This is a genomic window from Acidovorax sp. 99 (assembly GCF_003096455.1).
GTDB classification, from domain to species: domain Bacteria; phylum Pseudomonadota; class Gammaproteobacteria; order Burkholderiales; family Burkholderiaceae_C; genus Acidovorax; species Acidovorax delafieldii.
On sequence record NZ_QEKU01000001.1, the window covers coordinates 1613976 to 1628671 of the forward strand.

Consider the following 14696-nt stretch of genomic DNA (forward strand, 5'->3'; position numbering starts at 1 on the left):
GCACGCCAGGCGCTGGCCACCTCAAGCAGCGAGCGCCAATCTGCGCGCCTGCTGCGTACGCCCGCCATAGCCCCAGTCGCTGGCGGGCAGCTCCCGCACCACCACGTAGCTCGCAGCGGCCAGGGCGCCATCCCCCGCCAGCTGGCGCTGCAGCTCGGCAAACGCGGCAGCGATGAAGGCGGCCTTTTCCTCCTCGGAGTTCGTGCCCTCGGTGATGCTGATCTCCAGCAAGGCCGTGGGTTGCGCCACCGGTGCACCACCGATACGCCAGCGGGCAGGGGGCAGGTCGTCGATGACCACAGCAGTCACCTCGCGGCGTTTGCCCAACCGCTGGACCGTGAGGTCGGTGAGGGCGCTGGCCAGCGCCTGGTAACGCTCAGGGTTTTGCAGCGGGGTCAGTTTCAGAACAAGGGTTGGCATGGTGTTGGGGCCTTCGGGGTCAATGGGGTTGTGGGTGCGGACCGGGTCCGCAGGAAGAGGAAAACCCGGCGGGTCCTGCGCACAAGCCCCCGCGCCACCCAGGCATGGGCTTCGCGAATCGCCTCCCGGCGCAACTGCATGGCATGGCGCTGGGCCGCATCGCGCAGGCGCTGGTACTCGTCGGGGTGTAGGTGGGGGTCCATGGCATTCCTTTCGGGGTGAGGCCACTGTAGGCAGCACCACGCAAGGCCGAAAGCGCATCCCGCGCAAGACCGTTTTGCACCCAGCGCACAGCCCCACCGTTACCATCGGCCGATGCGCGACATCCGCTTTGAAGACATGCACCTGTTCGCCCGCGTGGCCGACCTGGGCTCGCTGTCGGCCGTGGCGCGCGAGCGCGATGCACCGGTGAGCCAGGTCTCGCGCACCCTGGCGCGCATCGAGAAAGCCTGTGGCGCACGGCTGCTGCACCGCACCACCCATGGCCTCACGCTCACGGCAGAAGGGCAGACCTTTCTGGACTACTGCCGCCGCATCAACGGTACGCTCGACGAGCTGGAAGGTGAGTTCGCCCAACAAAGCGGCCAGCCCAGCGGCTGGGTGCGCGTGGCGTCCAGTTCGGTGGTGGCCGAGCACCTGCTGATCCCCAGCTTTGACAGCCTGCAGCAAAAGCACCCGCAACTGCGCGTGGAACTGGTGGTGGACGACCGCATGGCCGACATGGCACGCGATGGGATCGACATTGCCATCCGCACCGGCCCGCCGCTGACCGACACCGTGGTGGCGCGCCCCCTGGGCACGCTGGCCCGCGCGCTGTACGCCACACCCGGCTACCTGCAGGCGCACGGCGTGCCACAGCACATCGACGATCTGCGCCAGCACCGGCTCATCACCAACAGTGCGGTGGCGTTTCTGAACCACTGGCCTTTCCAGATCGATGGCGCACCCCGCGTGATGGTGGCCGAGGGCCACTGGCGCTCGGGCAGCACGGCCATTACCGCGCGCCTGGCGCTGCAGGGCCTGGGCATTGCGCGCCTGGCCACGGTGGTGGCAGATCCCCTCGTGCGCCAAGGCCTGCTGGCACCCGTGCTGGCCCACTGCGTGGACCTGCAGCCCAGCACCATCCACGCCATCACCCTCACGCGCAGGCACCGGTTGCCCAAGATCCAGGCCTGCATCGACCACTGGGCGGCCTGGTTTTCTCAGACAGAAAGCAGCACCTGATGCCTTTGACCTTTTTGACCCTTTTTTCTGGGACCACCGAGCGACGCCATGGGTGAGTTCGACCTGATCGCCCGCTACTTCACCCGCCCCGTGCGCAAAGCCGCCCTGGGCGTGGGCGACGACTGCGCGTTGCTCGTGCCCGCACCCGGCATGCAACTGGCCGTCTCCAGCGACATGCTGGTGGAGGGCCGCCACTTCTTTCCCGACGTCGACCCCGAAGCCCTGGGCCACAAGGCGCTGGCCGTGAATCTGTCAGACCTGGCGGCGTGTGGTGCCAAGCCGCTCGCGTTCACGCTGGCCCTGTCGCTGCCCCGGGTCGATGAGGCCTGGCTGGCGGGCTTCTCGCGCGGGCTGCTGGCGCTGGCCGATGCCCACGGCTGCGAGCTGGTGGGCGGCGACACCACGCAGGGCCCGCTCAACATCTGCATCACCGTGTTTGGCGAGGTACCCACCGGCCAGGCCCTGCTGCGCAGCCGCGCACAGCCCGGTGACGACATCTATGTGAGTGGCACGCTGGGCGACGCCCGGCTGGCGCTGGAGGCGCTGCTCGGCCACATCGCCCTGCCCGCCGAGGAGCTGGCCCGCGCCCGCCAGCGGCTGGAGCGCCCCACCCCGCGCGTGGCCCTGGGCCTCGCCCTGCGCGGCGTGGCCACCAGCGCCATGGATGTGAGCGACGGGCTGCTGGGCGACCTGTCGCACATCCTCCAAGCCTCGGGGGCAGGGGCCTGTATCGACACCTCAAAAACTATACATTTGATAGCAGCAAAGGCATATTCGACTAGCGCAACCAGCCCATTGGACCCTGAACTGGTCCACCAATGCACTTTGGCGGGCGGTGACGACTACGAGCTGGCCTTCACCGCCCCGCGCGCGCGACGTGACGCGGTGGCCGCCTCGGCGCAGGCAAGCGGCACACCCGTCACCCGCATCGGCACCGTGCTGGCTGAGCCAGGCCTGAGGCTGGTGGACGCGCAGGGGCAGGCGGTGGAGAACCGTTACGCCTCGTTCGACCATTTTCGGTGACGGGCGGTGGCGGGCAAAAATTTTTTGCAACCCATGAATCCTTTTGCGCAACCAGCCGCTCTTGGTAGGGAAGGTGCCCTGTGCCGGCGCCTTCATTTCCCCACCAAGGAGTTTTTCACCATGCTGTACCGCAAAAACATCACCCGCCCCGAAAGCCTGCTGCGCGTTGCAGGGGGCGTCGCCCTCATCGCTGCAGGCCTGTGGTGGATGTCCGCATCGCCCCTGGGCCTGGCATTGGCCGCCTCGGGCGTTGGCAGCATCCTGAGCGGCGCGTTTGGCTACTGCCCCGCCTGTGCCATGGTGGGCCGCAAGCCTGTCGAGTGACATGAAACAACACCCCCCTGAGTCGCTTCGCGCCTTCACCCCCGCTCTCACGCTGCGCGTGGGCAGGGGGACGCAGCCAGCGCGGCGGGGCGGCCCTTGCGCGGCTGCCCGCGCAGGGGTCGCGCCGGTTTCACAGGCTGCGGTTGGCGCAATGCGCTGTGGAGGACTAAAACCATGACCGCACCCACACTCGCCCAGCTTCTGCCCGCCGCACGCAGCGGTGACGCGGCGGCCATGGAGCAGCTGCTGCGCCTCACCCGTCCCGACATCCGCCGCTATGCGCTGCGCCACTGCGCCGCCACCACGGCGACGGACGACGTGGTGCAGGAGGCGCTCATCATCGTGTACCGCCGCGTGGGCGCGCTGCGCGAGGTGGCGGCGTTCGGTGGGTGGGTGGTGCGCATCGTGCAGCGGCTGTGCATGCAGCCCATGCTGGCCTGGCTCAAGGGCGAGCCGCTGGCACAGGTGGAAGACAACCTCGCCTGGTCGCACCGCCCCGACCACGAACTGCGCCATGACCTTGCCCTGGCCATCGACTCGCTGCCACCCCTGTACCGCGAGGCCCTGCTGATGCGCGACTTCGAGGAGCTGACCATCGAGGAGATGGCGCAGCGGCTGGGTGTGACGCGCGAGGCGGCCAAAAGCCGCCTGCACCGCGCGCGGGCCCTGGTGCGGGAGTACCTGGCACCCACGGACCGCACCGGCACCACGTAGCGCTGCGGCGCGGAGAAACCGCCTCAGCGCATCTGGAACAGCTCCTGGTGAAAGCGCGCAGGCGAGCGCCCCAGCTGCTCCATGCCCCGGCGCACCGCCTCGGCAAAACCCTGTGGCCCACAGAACCACACACTCGCCGCCGGGCTGGTGCCCGCGAGCAACGCTGCGGGTGTCACGGGCCCGGTGTCGTTGCTGTAGTGAGTCTCCAGCGTCACGCTGGGCAAGCGGGCACACAGTGCAGCCATGCGCTCGGCAAACACTGCCTCGCCCGCATGGCGCACACAGTAGTGCAGGTGCACCCGGGGCGCCAGCGCGGGCGTGGACTGCATCGACTCCAGCCAGGCCATGAACGGCGTGGCGCCAATGCCTGCGGCGACCCACACCTGCTCGGTGGCGCTGTCGCTGCGAAAGTCAAAGCAGCCGTACGGCCCCTCGATGCCCACCTGCTGCCCGGGACGGACATGCAGGGGCAACTGGCTCGTGTGGTCGCCCAGCGCCTTGATCGCAAAGCGCAGCACGCCATCGCCCTGGTCGGCGTTGAGCAGGGTGAAAGGGTGCGCCCCCTCGGCACGGCCAAAGGTGACAAACGCAAACTGACCGGCCGCATGCGTCCAGCCACTGGCGGGGCTGACCTGGCAGGTCACTTCCAGCACCCCACCCCCTTGGGACGACACGCCCACCACACGGGCTGCATGGCGGCGGCGGCGCCCGATGGCCCCGGCCAGCGAGCGCACGGCGCACAGCGCCCCCACCAGCGTGCACAGGCCCACCAGAACGCCTGCAGGCTGTTGCCACCAGGCGGGCGGCGTGAGCACCACGGCATGAAAGGCCAGCACCAGGTACACCACGGCCAGCAGCTTGTGCAGGTAGCGCCACACGTGGTACGGGAACCGCTGCCACAGCGTGATGACCAGCATGGCCGCGAGGAACCACACGGCCCATTCCCCCATCTCCTCGGCCAGGTGGCGGAAGGTGTTGAGCCACCAGTCCGCGCGCGGCGCGCGCACCGGGCGACCCACCCAGGCGGCCAGCAGGCTGCGCGACAGCTGCAGCCCGTAGTGCAGCAACGCCAGCACGATCGCGCCGATGCCCGCCCACTTGTGCAGGCGGTAGCTCTTGTCCAGGCCGTCCAGCGGCTTTTCCAGCCACGCGGGCCGCACGGCCAGCACCATGATCAGCGACATGAGTGCCCAGGCCGATACCCCGCTGAGCAGGATCAGCTGGTTGCGCCACCACCAGACATCGCCCCACGCGGGCGGCGCAGGCTGGGGCACCCACAGTGCCAGCAGCCACGCCGTACATGCCAGCACCAGGGAGACCCCCAAGATCTTCTTCCACATCACCAGCCCCAAACACTTGTTGCAATGCAGCAAATATAGAAACCTGCGATGAACGTCACCTGAACGGTGTGTGAAGCAGCGGCAAAGCGCTGCAGCTTGTGGCCGGAGGTTGATCTGCATCAGCCCGCTGCGCGGGGCCGGCATCCCCGCAATCAAGTCCGCACAAAACGCGCGAGCGGCCTGCGCGGCGCGGCAGGCACCTCGCCCTGCGGGTAGCCCATGCGGCAGAACATCTGCACCGTGGGCTCCTGGGGCGTGCGCGGCGCGGGCCGCCCCAGCAACAGCTGGTGCACGCGCTCGAAGTGCGGGGCCATTTCGGCAAACTCCTGCACCGCCTGGCTCATGGGGTGCATGCCCACACCCAGCGCCGTGGCCTGCAACTGCTGGCGCACATACAGGCGCCCGGTACGGATCTGGTCGCTGCGGGTGTTGGGGCCGGTGATCCACACAAAACCCATGGCCGTGCGGCTATGGCCCTCAAAACGCCCCATGGCGCTTTTGTAGGCGGCGCTGCCTTCGGCCGGGGGCTGGGTGCGGTCGAACATGCCCAGAGCGTCCACGGCGCGCACAAAGGGCGAGTTGATCGAGATGCCGTCGCGGTGCTGCAGGATTTCGCCTGGCCCCACGCGGGTGAGCTGGATGCTTTCCATCATGGTGCGCGGCGTGAGCAGCTCTACCCGGGCAGATTCCCAGCACAGCGTGCGCAGCGCGGGCAACTGGTCGGCGCTGACGGTGCCGCCCACGCGCAGCGGGGCTTCAGCCGGGGTGCTGCCCAGCAACTGGGCCAGCACCCCGGGCGCGATGGCCCGGGTGGTATCGAAATCCGTCTTGGGCGTGCGGCGCAGCAGCACCTGCGCAAACAGCGGGTCGGGCTGGCCACCAGGCTTGAGGGTGATGCGCGCCACGGGGCGGTCGTCCCAGTCCTTCAGGGCCGCAGGCATCTCGCCCTGCGGCCACAGCAACACCTCGCTGGCCACGCCTTGCTGAGCCAGCGCCATCACCAGCAGCTCCAGAAAGGCGCCATGGCCGATCAGGATCTGGCGCCCCCACGGATCCGTCTGTGGCAGCACCCGCGCAGGGTCGGTGCGCAGGGTGATGACACCGCTCTCGCGCAAGTCCACCAGCCAGGGCTGCAGGTTGTGCGAATTGGGTGCGGTGATGGCATAGGCCACGGCACGTCGGCGCAGGTCGGTCTCGCCCACCGGGCCTTTCCAGGCCTCCACCGCCTCGGCGGGATAGTGCGAGCCCACGGCACCACAGGCGACCAGCGTGCCCGCAGTAGCGGCGGCGATGGTGCCGCCCCCTGCCAAACGGATGAAGTTGCGACGGTTCATGAGAATGCTCCGGTGGTTCAAAAGGTGATGCGGTCAGGCCAGCGCGGCGCGGATTGAACGGGTGGACACCAGCCCCAAATCGACCAGCGCCTGGCGCACGGCCTGATCGAAGGGGGTGTGGGGCTCGTCGCCGATGAGCGCGCGCAGGCGGGTGTTGTCCAGACGGTGGGGCGTGCGCCACAGATAGCGCATGTCCGCCAGCGCAGCGAACGTGGGGGCCACCAGCCCCATCACGCGCAGCAGCGGCCACGGTAACTGGCCCACCCGCAGCGCGCCCGCATCGGGCAACCAGCCCTGCTCTGCTGCAATGGCCGTGAAGCTGTGCAGCCACTGCTGCGCGGTAACGTGGTGCCCAGCGAAATGCAGGCACTCGAAAGCGGCCAGCCGGCCACGCTCTTGCGCCACGCGCACGAAGGTGCGGGCCAGGTCGGGCAGATAGGCCCAGGGCGTGGCCAGGTCGAGCGGGCCCGGCCAGGTGATGCGGCCCTGGGGCAAGTCTTTGGCAATGGCCTGGTCCAGCCAGCTGCCGGTGCCACTGCCAAAGAAGTCTCCGGCGCGCAGCACCACGGCGCGCATGTCGCCCCCTTGCGTGGCGGCCTGCAGGCGCTGCTCCAGTTGCACCCGCATGCGGCCCTTGAAGCCCGTGGCGGCCTGGGGCGTGTCTTCGCGCAGGACGGGCGGCATGGCTTCGCCAAAGTTGTAGACATTGCCCGGCAGCATAAGCGTGGCGCGCAGCTGCCGGGTGACGGCAATGGCTGCTTCCATCAGCGCGGGGGCCTGCTCGCGCCAGGCCTTGTGGGTGTAGGCAGGGTTGAGCGCATGCACCACCACCTGCGCGCCCTGTGCCTGGGCCGCCAGCGCGGCAGTGTCTTCCACTGCCACCGGCATCCACCACACGCCAGGAATGGCGGGCAATGCAGCGCTCTGCGCACTGGGGCGCACCTGGGCCAGCACCTGCCAGCCAGCCTGCGCAAAGGCGCGGGTGGCCGCCAGTCCCAGCCGCCCCCGGGCGCCCAGGATCAACACGGTGGAGGGATTGTCCGTGGAGTGTGGAAAACGGGTGTGGGTGATCATCTGAGGGCTCCATTCACAAGGGATGGAGCGATTGTGAAAACGCCGGCACCGTTACACAATTGGCTAAGTATTCATAACAACAATGCAAATATGAATACCTCCAACCACCCTCCTGCCGCCCCATTGCGGGCACGCTATTGCCATGAACCAGACCTTTGACTGGAGCCTCGTGCAGTCCTTCCTGGCCGCACTCGACCAGGGCAGCCTGCTGGGCGCCGCCCGTGCGCTCAACGCCAGCCAGCCCACCATCGGCCGCCACATTGCCGCGCTGGAATCGCAGCTGGGCGTGGTGCTGTTTGAGCGCACCGGGCGCGGCCTGCTGCCGACGGCCACGGCGCTGCGGCTGGCCGAATCGGCCCGCGCCATGGAGATGGGCGCCCACCAGCTGGCACGCAGCGTGTCGGGCGCGGAGGAAGGCGTGAGCGGCACCGTGCGCATCACCGCCAGCCAGCCCGTGGCCTGCGTGCTGCTGCCGCCCGTGCTGGCGCGCATGCGCCAGGCGCTGCCCGAGGTGCAGGTGGAGCTAGTGGCCAGCAACCAGGTCACCAACCTACTGCGCCGCGAGGCCGACATTGCGCTGCGCATGGTGCGCCCCGACCAGGCCAGCCTGGTGGCCAAGCGCATCGGCGCGGTGACGCTGGGTGCCTACGCCCACCGCGACTACCTGCGCCGCAAGGGCACACCCCGCCAACCGCCCGACCTGCTGCAGCACGAGCTGGTGGGCAACGACCGGCACGAAGACATCCAGCAAGGCTTTGCCGCGATGGGCTACCCGGTGGAGCGCGGGCACTTCGCGTTCCGCACCGACGACCTCATGGCCTACTGGGAGGCTGTGCGGGCGGGGCTGGGCATTGGCTTTGTGGGCAACTATCTGGCCCGCACCGACCCGAACGTGGTGGCCGTGCTGCCCATGCTGCCCCTGCCCGATCTGCCCATCTGGCTCACGGTGCACCGCGAGATCCGCACCAGCCGCAAGATTCGGGCGGTGTATGACTTTCTGGCGGCAGAGGTGCCCTTGGTGCTGTAGACCACGGGCAACTCGCTGCCTGGCTGCTAGCATCCCAGTCCCTTTGTCCATTGCGCCCAAGGAGCCCCATGCGCCCCGTGAGCCCCCCATTCCCCTTCCTTCACCTTCCAGCGCGCCCCGCACTGCTGGTACTGGGCCTGGCCGTCCTGGCCCCGCTGTCTGCAGCCGCCCAAGACACCTCCCGCATCGCCCGTGTCACCGTCTACCCCGGCAGCGCCACGGTAGAGCGCGTGGCCAAGGTGGCCGCTGGCGCGCGCAGCCTCACGCTGGCCTGCCTGCCCGCGTCGCTGGATGTGCAAAGCCTGCAGATCAACGCCGACCCCGCCGTGCGCGTGGGCGAGTTCAATGTGCTCACCGAGGACCGTGATGTGGCGGCAGGCTGCGCCAGTCCGCTGGACGGCCGCATCCGCGAGCTGGAGGACCAGATCGCGGGGGTGAAGGCCGAGGCCTCGGCCCTGCAGCTGGTGGACGGCTATCTGCGCAGCGTGGCGCAAACCGGCGCGGGCCCGGAGTCGGCAGCGCCTGCCACTTCCGCCCCCCGTGCTGCCACACCGACGCCCGCACAGATCACCGCCACCGCCGAGGTCCTGCGCAAATCCGGGCAGGACAGCTTTGCGCGCGCGCACCAGCTCCAGCGCAAGCAGGAGGCACTGGAGCTGGCCCTCAAGCCGCTCGTGGCAGAGCGCGACCGCGTGGCCAGCCAGCGTGCGCGGGTGGTGTCAGTCACCATCAACCTGGCTACCGAGCGCGAGGCTGAGCTGCGCCTGTCCTACCAGGTGCGCGGCCCCGGCTGGCAGCCCAGCTACCGGGCGACGCTCGATGCCAACAAATCCACGGTGCTGATCGAGCGCCAGGCCTTGGTGGCGCAGAACAGTGGTGAAGACTGGGGCAACGTGCAGCTGACTTTGTCGACGGGCCAGCCCGGGCGCGCCACACAAGGACAACTGCCGCGCCCCTGGTGGCTGAACGTGGCGCCCCCGCCCCAGGGTTCGCCCGCACCCGCCATGGCGATGGCACCAGCGCCCGCACCAACCGTTGCGTCACTGTCCCGGTCCCGCAATGCCGCCGAAGAGGCCATGCCCACGTTTGACGTCAGCGCCCTCGACAAGGGGTTTGCCACCGAGTTCGCCGTGCCCCAGCGCATCACCGTGCCTTCCAGCGGCCAGCGCGTGACGCTGGCGCTCGGCAGCCACAGCGCCCCCGCCACGCTGATCACCCGCACGGCACCCTCCGTGGAAGAAGCAGCCTATTTGGTCGCGCAGATTGCGCAGCCGCCCGGCGTGTGGCCTGCGGGTGCAGCGGGCCTGTACCGCGACGGCGCCTTTGTGGGCAACGGCCGCATCGACTTTGGCACGCCCAGTGCGGGTGCCCCGGCCGGCAGCACCAGCCTGTCGTTTGGCCGCGATGAACTGGTCACCGTGCGGGCCGAGCCCGCGCAGGATCTGACGGGCAGCAGCGGCTTCACCGGCTCGCGCGTGGAGCGCAAGACGCGCCGGGCTTACAGCGTGGAGAACCGCCACAAGACGGCCATCACGCTGCAGGTGCTGCATGCCGCACCAGTGTCGCGCAACGAGAAGATCGAGGTCGAATCGCGCTACCAGCCCCAACCAGCAGACACGGCCTGGAACCGCACGCCCGGCACTGTGGCCTGGCAGCAGCCCGTGGCCGCAGGGGCCACGGCACAGTTCAGTGCCGAGCACACCATCCGTTACCCCAAGGACGTGGAGCTGATCGAACGCCAGTGACCTTGGAGACACGGTGACTGGCCCTCTGAACGCCCCGCGCAACAGCGGGTCGGTCACAATCCGTCGCAGCGCCCGCCAAGGCGCCACCGAGCCCCCAGGAGCCCGCCACCATGAGTTACCAACACCTCCTCGTTGCCGTTGACGGCAGCCCCACCGCCGACCACGCCGTGAACGAAGCCACGGGCCTGGCCAAGGCCACGGGCGGACGCATTCGCCTGCTGAACGTGATGGACCCTTTGGCCCACATCAGCGGTTTTGAGCGGCCCGATGTGTACAGCCAGGAGGTGCTGCCCCGCCTGCGCCAGGCGGGCGAGGCCTTGCTGCGCCGCGCCCAGGAGCGCGTGGCGCAAAGCGGCGTGCCGGTGGACACCGTGCTGATCGAAAACCTGGACGCCCGGGTGGCTGACCTGGTGGTGGAACACGCCCAGGCCTGGGGCGCCGACCTGATCGTGCTGGGCACCCACGGGCGCCGTGGCCTCGCCCGCGTGCTGATAGGCAGCGATGCCGAGCAGATCGCGCGCACCGCCCCTGTGCCCGTGCTGCTGGTGCGCCTGCCCGCCGGGGCAGACGGCAGTGCCGCCAATGCCGCCAGCGCCGCCAGCGCCTGACCCTTTTTCTTCCGAGCCATGACCGTTTCCGAGCCCCAGCCCAGCCTTGCCCCCCTGCGCCCCAGCGTGCGCTTCATGCTGTCCCACCCGGCCCACTTCATGGCGCTGGGCTTTGGCGCGGGCCTGGCCCCCAAGGCACCGGGCACCGTGGGCACGCTGTGGGCCTGGCTGGCATACCTGGTGCTGCAGCAGTGGCTGAACCCGCGGCAAATGGGCCTGCTGATCGCGATCAGCACCGTGGTGGGCTGGTGGGCCTGCACCACCACGGCACGCCACATGCGCGTGGCCGACCCCGGCAGCATCGTGTGGGACGAGGTGGTGGCCTTCTGGCTAGTGCTGTGGCTGGCCATGCCCATGGGGCTGTGGGGGCAGGTGGTGGCGTTTGGGCTGTTCCGCTTTTTTGACGCCGCCAAACCCGGCCCGGTGGGCTGGGCCGACAGCCTGTTCAAAGGCTTTGGCTGGCGCGGGGGCTGGGGTATCTTGTGGGACGACTTTGTGGCAGCCTTCTGTACCTTGCTGGTCATTGCACTGTGGAGGTTCTGATGGCACCCACATCACTATCAAAAAGTGAGCTACTAGCGCAAGAACTACAAGCGCTTGAGGCCAATTTGACGCAAATATCGCTGCGTTTGCTGGCCCGCCGCCGCCTACTGGCCACTGCCGAGAGCTGCACTGGCGGCATGATCGCCGCCGCCTGCACCGACCTGTCGGGCTCCAGCCAGTGGTTTGAGCGCGGCTTTGTGACCTATTCCAACGAGGCCAAGGCCGAGATGCTGGGCGTGCCCCCCGGCCTGATCGAGCAGCACGGTGCAGTGAGCGAGCCCGTAGCGCGTGCCATGGCCGACGGCGCCCTTGCCCACTCGCGCGCGCAGGTCAGCTTGGCCGTGACGGGCGTCGCGGGCCCCACAGGCGGCACCGAGGCCAAGCCGGTGGGCACCGTGTGGTTTGCCTGGTGCGTGGGCGGCGAAACCCACAGCGAAATGCAGCACTTTGCAGGGGACCGCGCCGCCGTGCGCACGGCCACGCTGCGATACGCCCTGAAGCGGCTGCTGAGCCTGCTGCCTGCCTGACCTCGCTGGCAAGATCCCGGCCCCGGCATGGGCGGCCGCTGTCGTCCACAAGACAGGGCTTCACCCGCCCCTTGCCACACCATATGGCCATGACAACGAAACCCTCCTGGTTTGACGGCTTCGCCACTCGGCGCATCACCACCTCGGGCGCGGAGATCTTTGTGCGCACCGGCGGCACCGTGGGCGCGCCCCCGCTGCTGCTGTTGCACGGCTTTCCGCAAACCCATGCGCTGTGGCGCCGCGTGGCGCAGCAATTGGCACGCGACTACTGTCTGGTGCTGCCGGACTTGCGCGGTTATGGCGACTCATCCCACGCGCCCGGCCTGCCCGACCACAGCAACTACAGCAAACGCGCCCTGGCTCAGGACATGGCCGAGGTGATGACCACGCTGGGCCACGACACGTTCTACCTGTGCGGCCACGACCGGGGCGGCCGTGTGGCCCACCGCCTGGCGCTGGACCACGCCGCGCGCGTGAAGAAGCTGTGCGTGATCGACATCGCCCCCACGCTCGACATGTACGCGCGCACCGACATGGAGTTTGCGCGCGCCTATTACCACTGGTTCCACCTGATCCAGCCCGCACCGCTGCCCGAGACCATGATCGGCGGCAACGCCCGCGCCTACCTGCACGCCAAGCTGGGCGGCTGGGGCAGCGCGGGCCAGGCCCACATCGAGCCCCAGGCCCTGGCCGATTACGAACGCTGCTTTTGCACACCCGAAGCCATCCACACCGCCTGCGAGGACTACCGCGCCAGCGCGGGCATCGACCTGGACCACGACCGCGCAGGCCGCGCACGCGGTGACAAGATTGCCTGCGACACCCTGGTGATCTGGGGCGAACACGGTGTGGTGCACCGGCTGTTTGACCCGATGGCGCTGTGGCGAGCGCAGTGCGCGGGCGTGGTGAGTGGGCAGGCGGTGCCAGCAGGGCATTTCATCCCGGAGCAGTTGCCTGGTGAAACGGCCGATGCGCTGCGCAGTTTTATGCGCCCTGAGCATCCAGCATCGCGCTGAGACCGAGTGTGCGAGGGCATGCCCGGCATACCGGCGCAGCGCCATCAAAAGACACGGTGGAGCTTTGCCTGCTTCGCCACGGCATTCCCTAGATCCTCATGACCAGGCTGATCACCCAAAATCACAGACTCGGGATCGCGGCCATCGGGCCCAAACGGTGCCATCACCACGACATGCCCATCCTGCCTCAAGACAATTGCGCGATCGTTAGAGCACAAAGCAGACGGCACCGAATCCCCACTCAGTCCTTGCCAGCCCAGCTGCTGGGGATGCTTCACTTTCAAAGCCTCCAGCACATGGCGGCCCAAGGTTTTCATATCGGTGCCGCCCTTCAGCGGGAGCATCGTCTCGTCGCACCGCCGCCAGATCAGCCAGGACTGATCGGACTCTTCCAGATAGACATCAACTACATATTGGGGATTCATATGTGAAGGGCGTTACGGCAGATGGTTACGGCAGCCATTGTCGTCACCTCGCACGCAGCCGGAGCGGGTGGTGTGGAGTGCGATGCCGATGTGACACCGATTGCAGCTGCTGCCCCACCACCCCGGTGTAGCATGGACGCCCTTGAGGAGGAGAACCCATGCACCCCAACGCCCAGACCCTGCAACGCTTCTACACCGCGTTTGCGCAACTGGACCACGCCACCATGGCCGCCTGCTATGCGCCTGACGCCACGTTTGACGACGAAGCCTTTTCCCTGAAAGGCCGTGAGCAGGTGGCAGGCATGTGGCGCATGCTGTGCACTGCGACGAAAAAGCCCGGCGCCGCCGAGCACTGGAAGCTGGAGTTCAGCGGCATCGACGCCGATGCGCAGGGCGGTAAGGCGCACTGGGAGGCGCACTACCTCTTCAGCGCCACCGGGCGCAAAGTGCACAACATCATCGACGGCACCTTCACCTTCACGCCCGACGGGCTGATTGCCACGCACCGTGACCGCTTCAACTTCTGGCGCTGGGCCCGGCAGGCGCTGGGCGCGCCAGGCCTGCTGCTGGGCTGGTCGCCTTCGCTCAAGCGCAAGGTGCGGAGTACGGCAGCGGGGAATTTGAAGAAGTTCCTGGCGTAGGAAGTAGGGTCTCTCTGACCCGCGCAGAAGCCCGCAGGACACGAAATAAGCCCCTTGTGCAAACGACTGCGCTTTAGCTTCCGATTTTCTTGCGACGTACAGCATTGAATGCCGATGCCGCCATAGCCAGTAACAGCGCCATAAGTCCCCATTCGCTCAGCGTCGGAACCGAGGTTGCGCTGGCGGCGAGCACGTTGAGTGTGGCATTGGCGGCAGGGGCGCTGCCAGAACTGGAATTCAGGCCCGTAGTAACGTTGTTTTTTACACCCGGCGCTGTTGCGGTGACCTGAACAGAAAACGTGCAACTGGCCCCACCGGCCAACACCCCGCCGGCCAAGGCCACCGAGGAGGAACCCGGTGCGGCGGTCACCACGCTGCCGACCCCGCAGTCGCCCACCAAACCGTTGGGAGCGGACACCACTAGGCCCGCCGGCAAATTGTCTGTGAACGTGATGTTGTTCGCAGCTGGCCCCAGCCGATTGATGGTGAACGCCAGCGAGGTGGAACTTCCGACCGAGACGCTGGGCGCTCCAAACGCCTTGCTAAAAGTAAAAACAACGCCTGCTTGCGCACCTGTTGCCGCCAAAGCGCCTGCGCCAACCAACAGCGCGCCCACCCAACGAACTTTCGACATATCACCCTTAAAAAATGCAATTTTCTGAACGCTCAATCGAGCGAGTGGCGTTTGTACTTCAGGGTTTTGCAAATGTC

The 14696-nt window shown here is 68.0% G+C and carries 17 protein-coding genes; 11 read left to right on the plus strand and 6 right to left on the minus strand.

Annotated features, from left to right (window positions below):
* Positions 1-21: 21 nt before the first annotated feature.
* Entirely contained in the window at positions 22-420 is a 399-nt protein-coding gene (locus tag C8C95_RS23670; RefSeq protein WP_165836522.1) for a tautomerase family protein, read from the minus strand.
* Between the two features lie 315 nt (positions 421-735).
* Here C8C95_RS23670 and C8C95_RS07590 point away from each other — a divergent pair, with 315 nt between their 5' ends.
* The 4 genes from C8C95_RS07590 (at position 736) to C8C95_RS07605 (ending at position 3705) form a co-directional block, all read left to right on the plus strand.
* Complete coding sequence (locus C8C95_RS07590) at positions 736-1644, plus strand: LysR family transcriptional regulator (protein WP_116748161.1); 909 nt, start codon at positions 736-738, stop codon at positions 1642-1644.
* A 48-nt stretch (positions 1645-1692) separates the two neighbouring features.
* On the plus strand, positions 1693-2667 hold the full coding sequence (gene thiL / locus C8C95_RS07595; RefSeq protein ID WP_116748162.1) for a thiamine-phosphate kinase: 975 nt from the start codon (positions 1693-1695) through the stop codon (positions 2665-2667).
* Between the two features lie 120 nt (positions 2668-2787).
* Positions 2788-2991 (plus strand): DUF2892 domain-containing protein, encoded by a 204-nt coding sequence (locus tag C8C95_RS07600; RefSeq protein WP_056065267.1) that lies wholly within the window; start codon positions 2788-2790, stop codon positions 2989-2991.
* Positions 2992-3165: 174 nt separating this feature from the next.
* On the plus strand, positions 3166-3705 hold the full coding sequence (locus tag C8C95_RS07605) for an RNA polymerase sigma factor (protein WP_116748163.1): 540 nt from the start codon (positions 3166-3168) through the stop codon (positions 3703-3705).
* Between the two features lie 23 nt (positions 3706-3728).
* Here C8C95_RS07605 and C8C95_RS07610 read toward each other — a convergent pair whose 3' ends face one another.
* The 3 genes from C8C95_RS07610 to C8C95_RS07620 all read right to left on the minus strand — a co-directional run bounded on the left by C8C95_RS07610 (position 3729) and on the right by C8C95_RS07620 (position 7453).
* The gene (locus C8C95_RS07610; RefSeq protein ID WP_116750185.1) at positions 3729-5045 is read right to left on the minus strand and encodes a ferric reductase-like transmembrane domain-containing protein; all 1317 of its coding nucleotides are present in this window, start codon (positions 5043-5045) and stop codon (positions 3729-3731) included.
* Between the two features lie 152 nt (positions 5046-5197).
* Positions 5198-6379, minus strand: a complete 1182-nt coding sequence (locus tag C8C95_RS07615) for a twin-arginine translocation pathway signal protein (RefSeq protein WP_116748164.1) — start codon at positions 6377-6379, stop codon at positions 5198-5200.
* Between the two features lie 33 nt (positions 6380-6412).
* Complete coding sequence (locus C8C95_RS07620) at positions 6413-7453, minus strand: NAD-dependent epimerase/dehydratase family protein (protein WP_116748165.1); 1041 nt, start codon at positions 7451-7453, stop codon at positions 6413-6415.
* A 142-nt stretch (positions 7454-7595) separates the two neighbouring features.
* Here C8C95_RS07620 and C8C95_RS07625 point away from each other — a divergent pair, with 142 nt between their 5' ends.
* The 6 genes from C8C95_RS07625 to C8C95_RS07650 all read left to right on the plus strand — a co-directional run bounded on the left by C8C95_RS07625 (position 7596) and on the right by C8C95_RS07650 (position 12919).
* Positions 7596-8480: a LysR family transcriptional regulator gene (locus C8C95_RS07625; protein ID WP_116748166.1), complete on the plus strand. Its 885-nt coding sequence runs from the start codon at positions 7596-7598 to the stop codon at positions 8478-8480.
* Positions 8481-8548: 68 nt separating this feature from the next.
* Positions 8549-10225 (plus strand): DUF4139 domain-containing protein, encoded by a 1677-nt coding sequence (locus C8C95_RS07630; RefSeq protein WP_116748167.1) that lies wholly within the window; start codon positions 8549-8551, stop codon positions 10223-10225.
* A gap of 110 nt (positions 10226-10335) precedes the next feature.
* Positions 10336-10833 (plus strand): universal stress protein, encoded by a 498-nt coding sequence (locus tag C8C95_RS07635; RefSeq protein WP_116748168.1) that lies wholly within the window; start codon positions 10336-10338, stop codon positions 10831-10833.
* 18 nt (positions 10834-10851) lie between these two features.
* Positions 10852-11376, plus strand: a complete 525-nt coding sequence (locus C8C95_RS07640; RefSeq protein WP_060984615.1) for a phosphatidylglycerophosphatase A — start codon at positions 10852-10854, stop codon at positions 11374-11376.
* Complete coding sequence (locus C8C95_RS07645; protein ID WP_116748169.1) at positions 11376-11903, plus strand: CinA family protein; 528 nt, start codon at positions 11376-11378, stop codon at positions 11901-11903. Before C8C95_RS07640 ends, C8C95_RS07645 begins: the two co-directional genes overlap by 1 nt.
* Positions 11904-11992: 89 nt before the next feature.
* Positions 11993-12919 (plus strand): alpha/beta hydrolase, encoded by a 927-nt coding sequence (locus tag C8C95_RS07650; protein ID WP_116750186.1) that lies wholly within the window; start codon positions 11993-11995, stop codon positions 12917-12919.
* Positions 12920-12963: 44 nt separating this feature from the next.
* Here C8C95_RS07650 and C8C95_RS07655 read toward each other — a convergent pair whose 3' ends face one another.
* The gene (locus tag C8C95_RS07655) at positions 12964-13344 is read right to left on the minus strand and encodes a hypothetical protein (RefSeq protein ID WP_116748170.1); all 381 of its coding nucleotides are present in this window, start codon (positions 13342-13344) and stop codon (positions 12964-12966) included.
* Positions 13345-13502: 158 nt separating this feature from the next.
* On the opposite strand from C8C95_RS07655, the gene C8C95_RS07660 reads away from it, so the two are divergent.
* The gene (locus C8C95_RS07660; protein WP_116748171.1) at positions 13503-13985 is read left to right on the plus strand and encodes a nuclear transport factor 2 family protein; all 483 of its coding nucleotides are present in this window, start codon (positions 13503-13505) and stop codon (positions 13983-13985) included.
* Positions 13986-14058: 73 nt separating this feature from the next.
* Here C8C95_RS07660 and C8C95_RS07665 read toward each other — a convergent pair whose 3' ends face one another.
* Complete coding sequence (locus C8C95_RS07665) at positions 14059-14655, minus strand: IPTL-CTERM sorting domain-containing protein (protein WP_133246213.1); 597 nt, start codon at positions 14653-14655, stop codon at positions 14059-14061.
* Positions 14656-14696 lie beyond the last annotated feature (41 nt).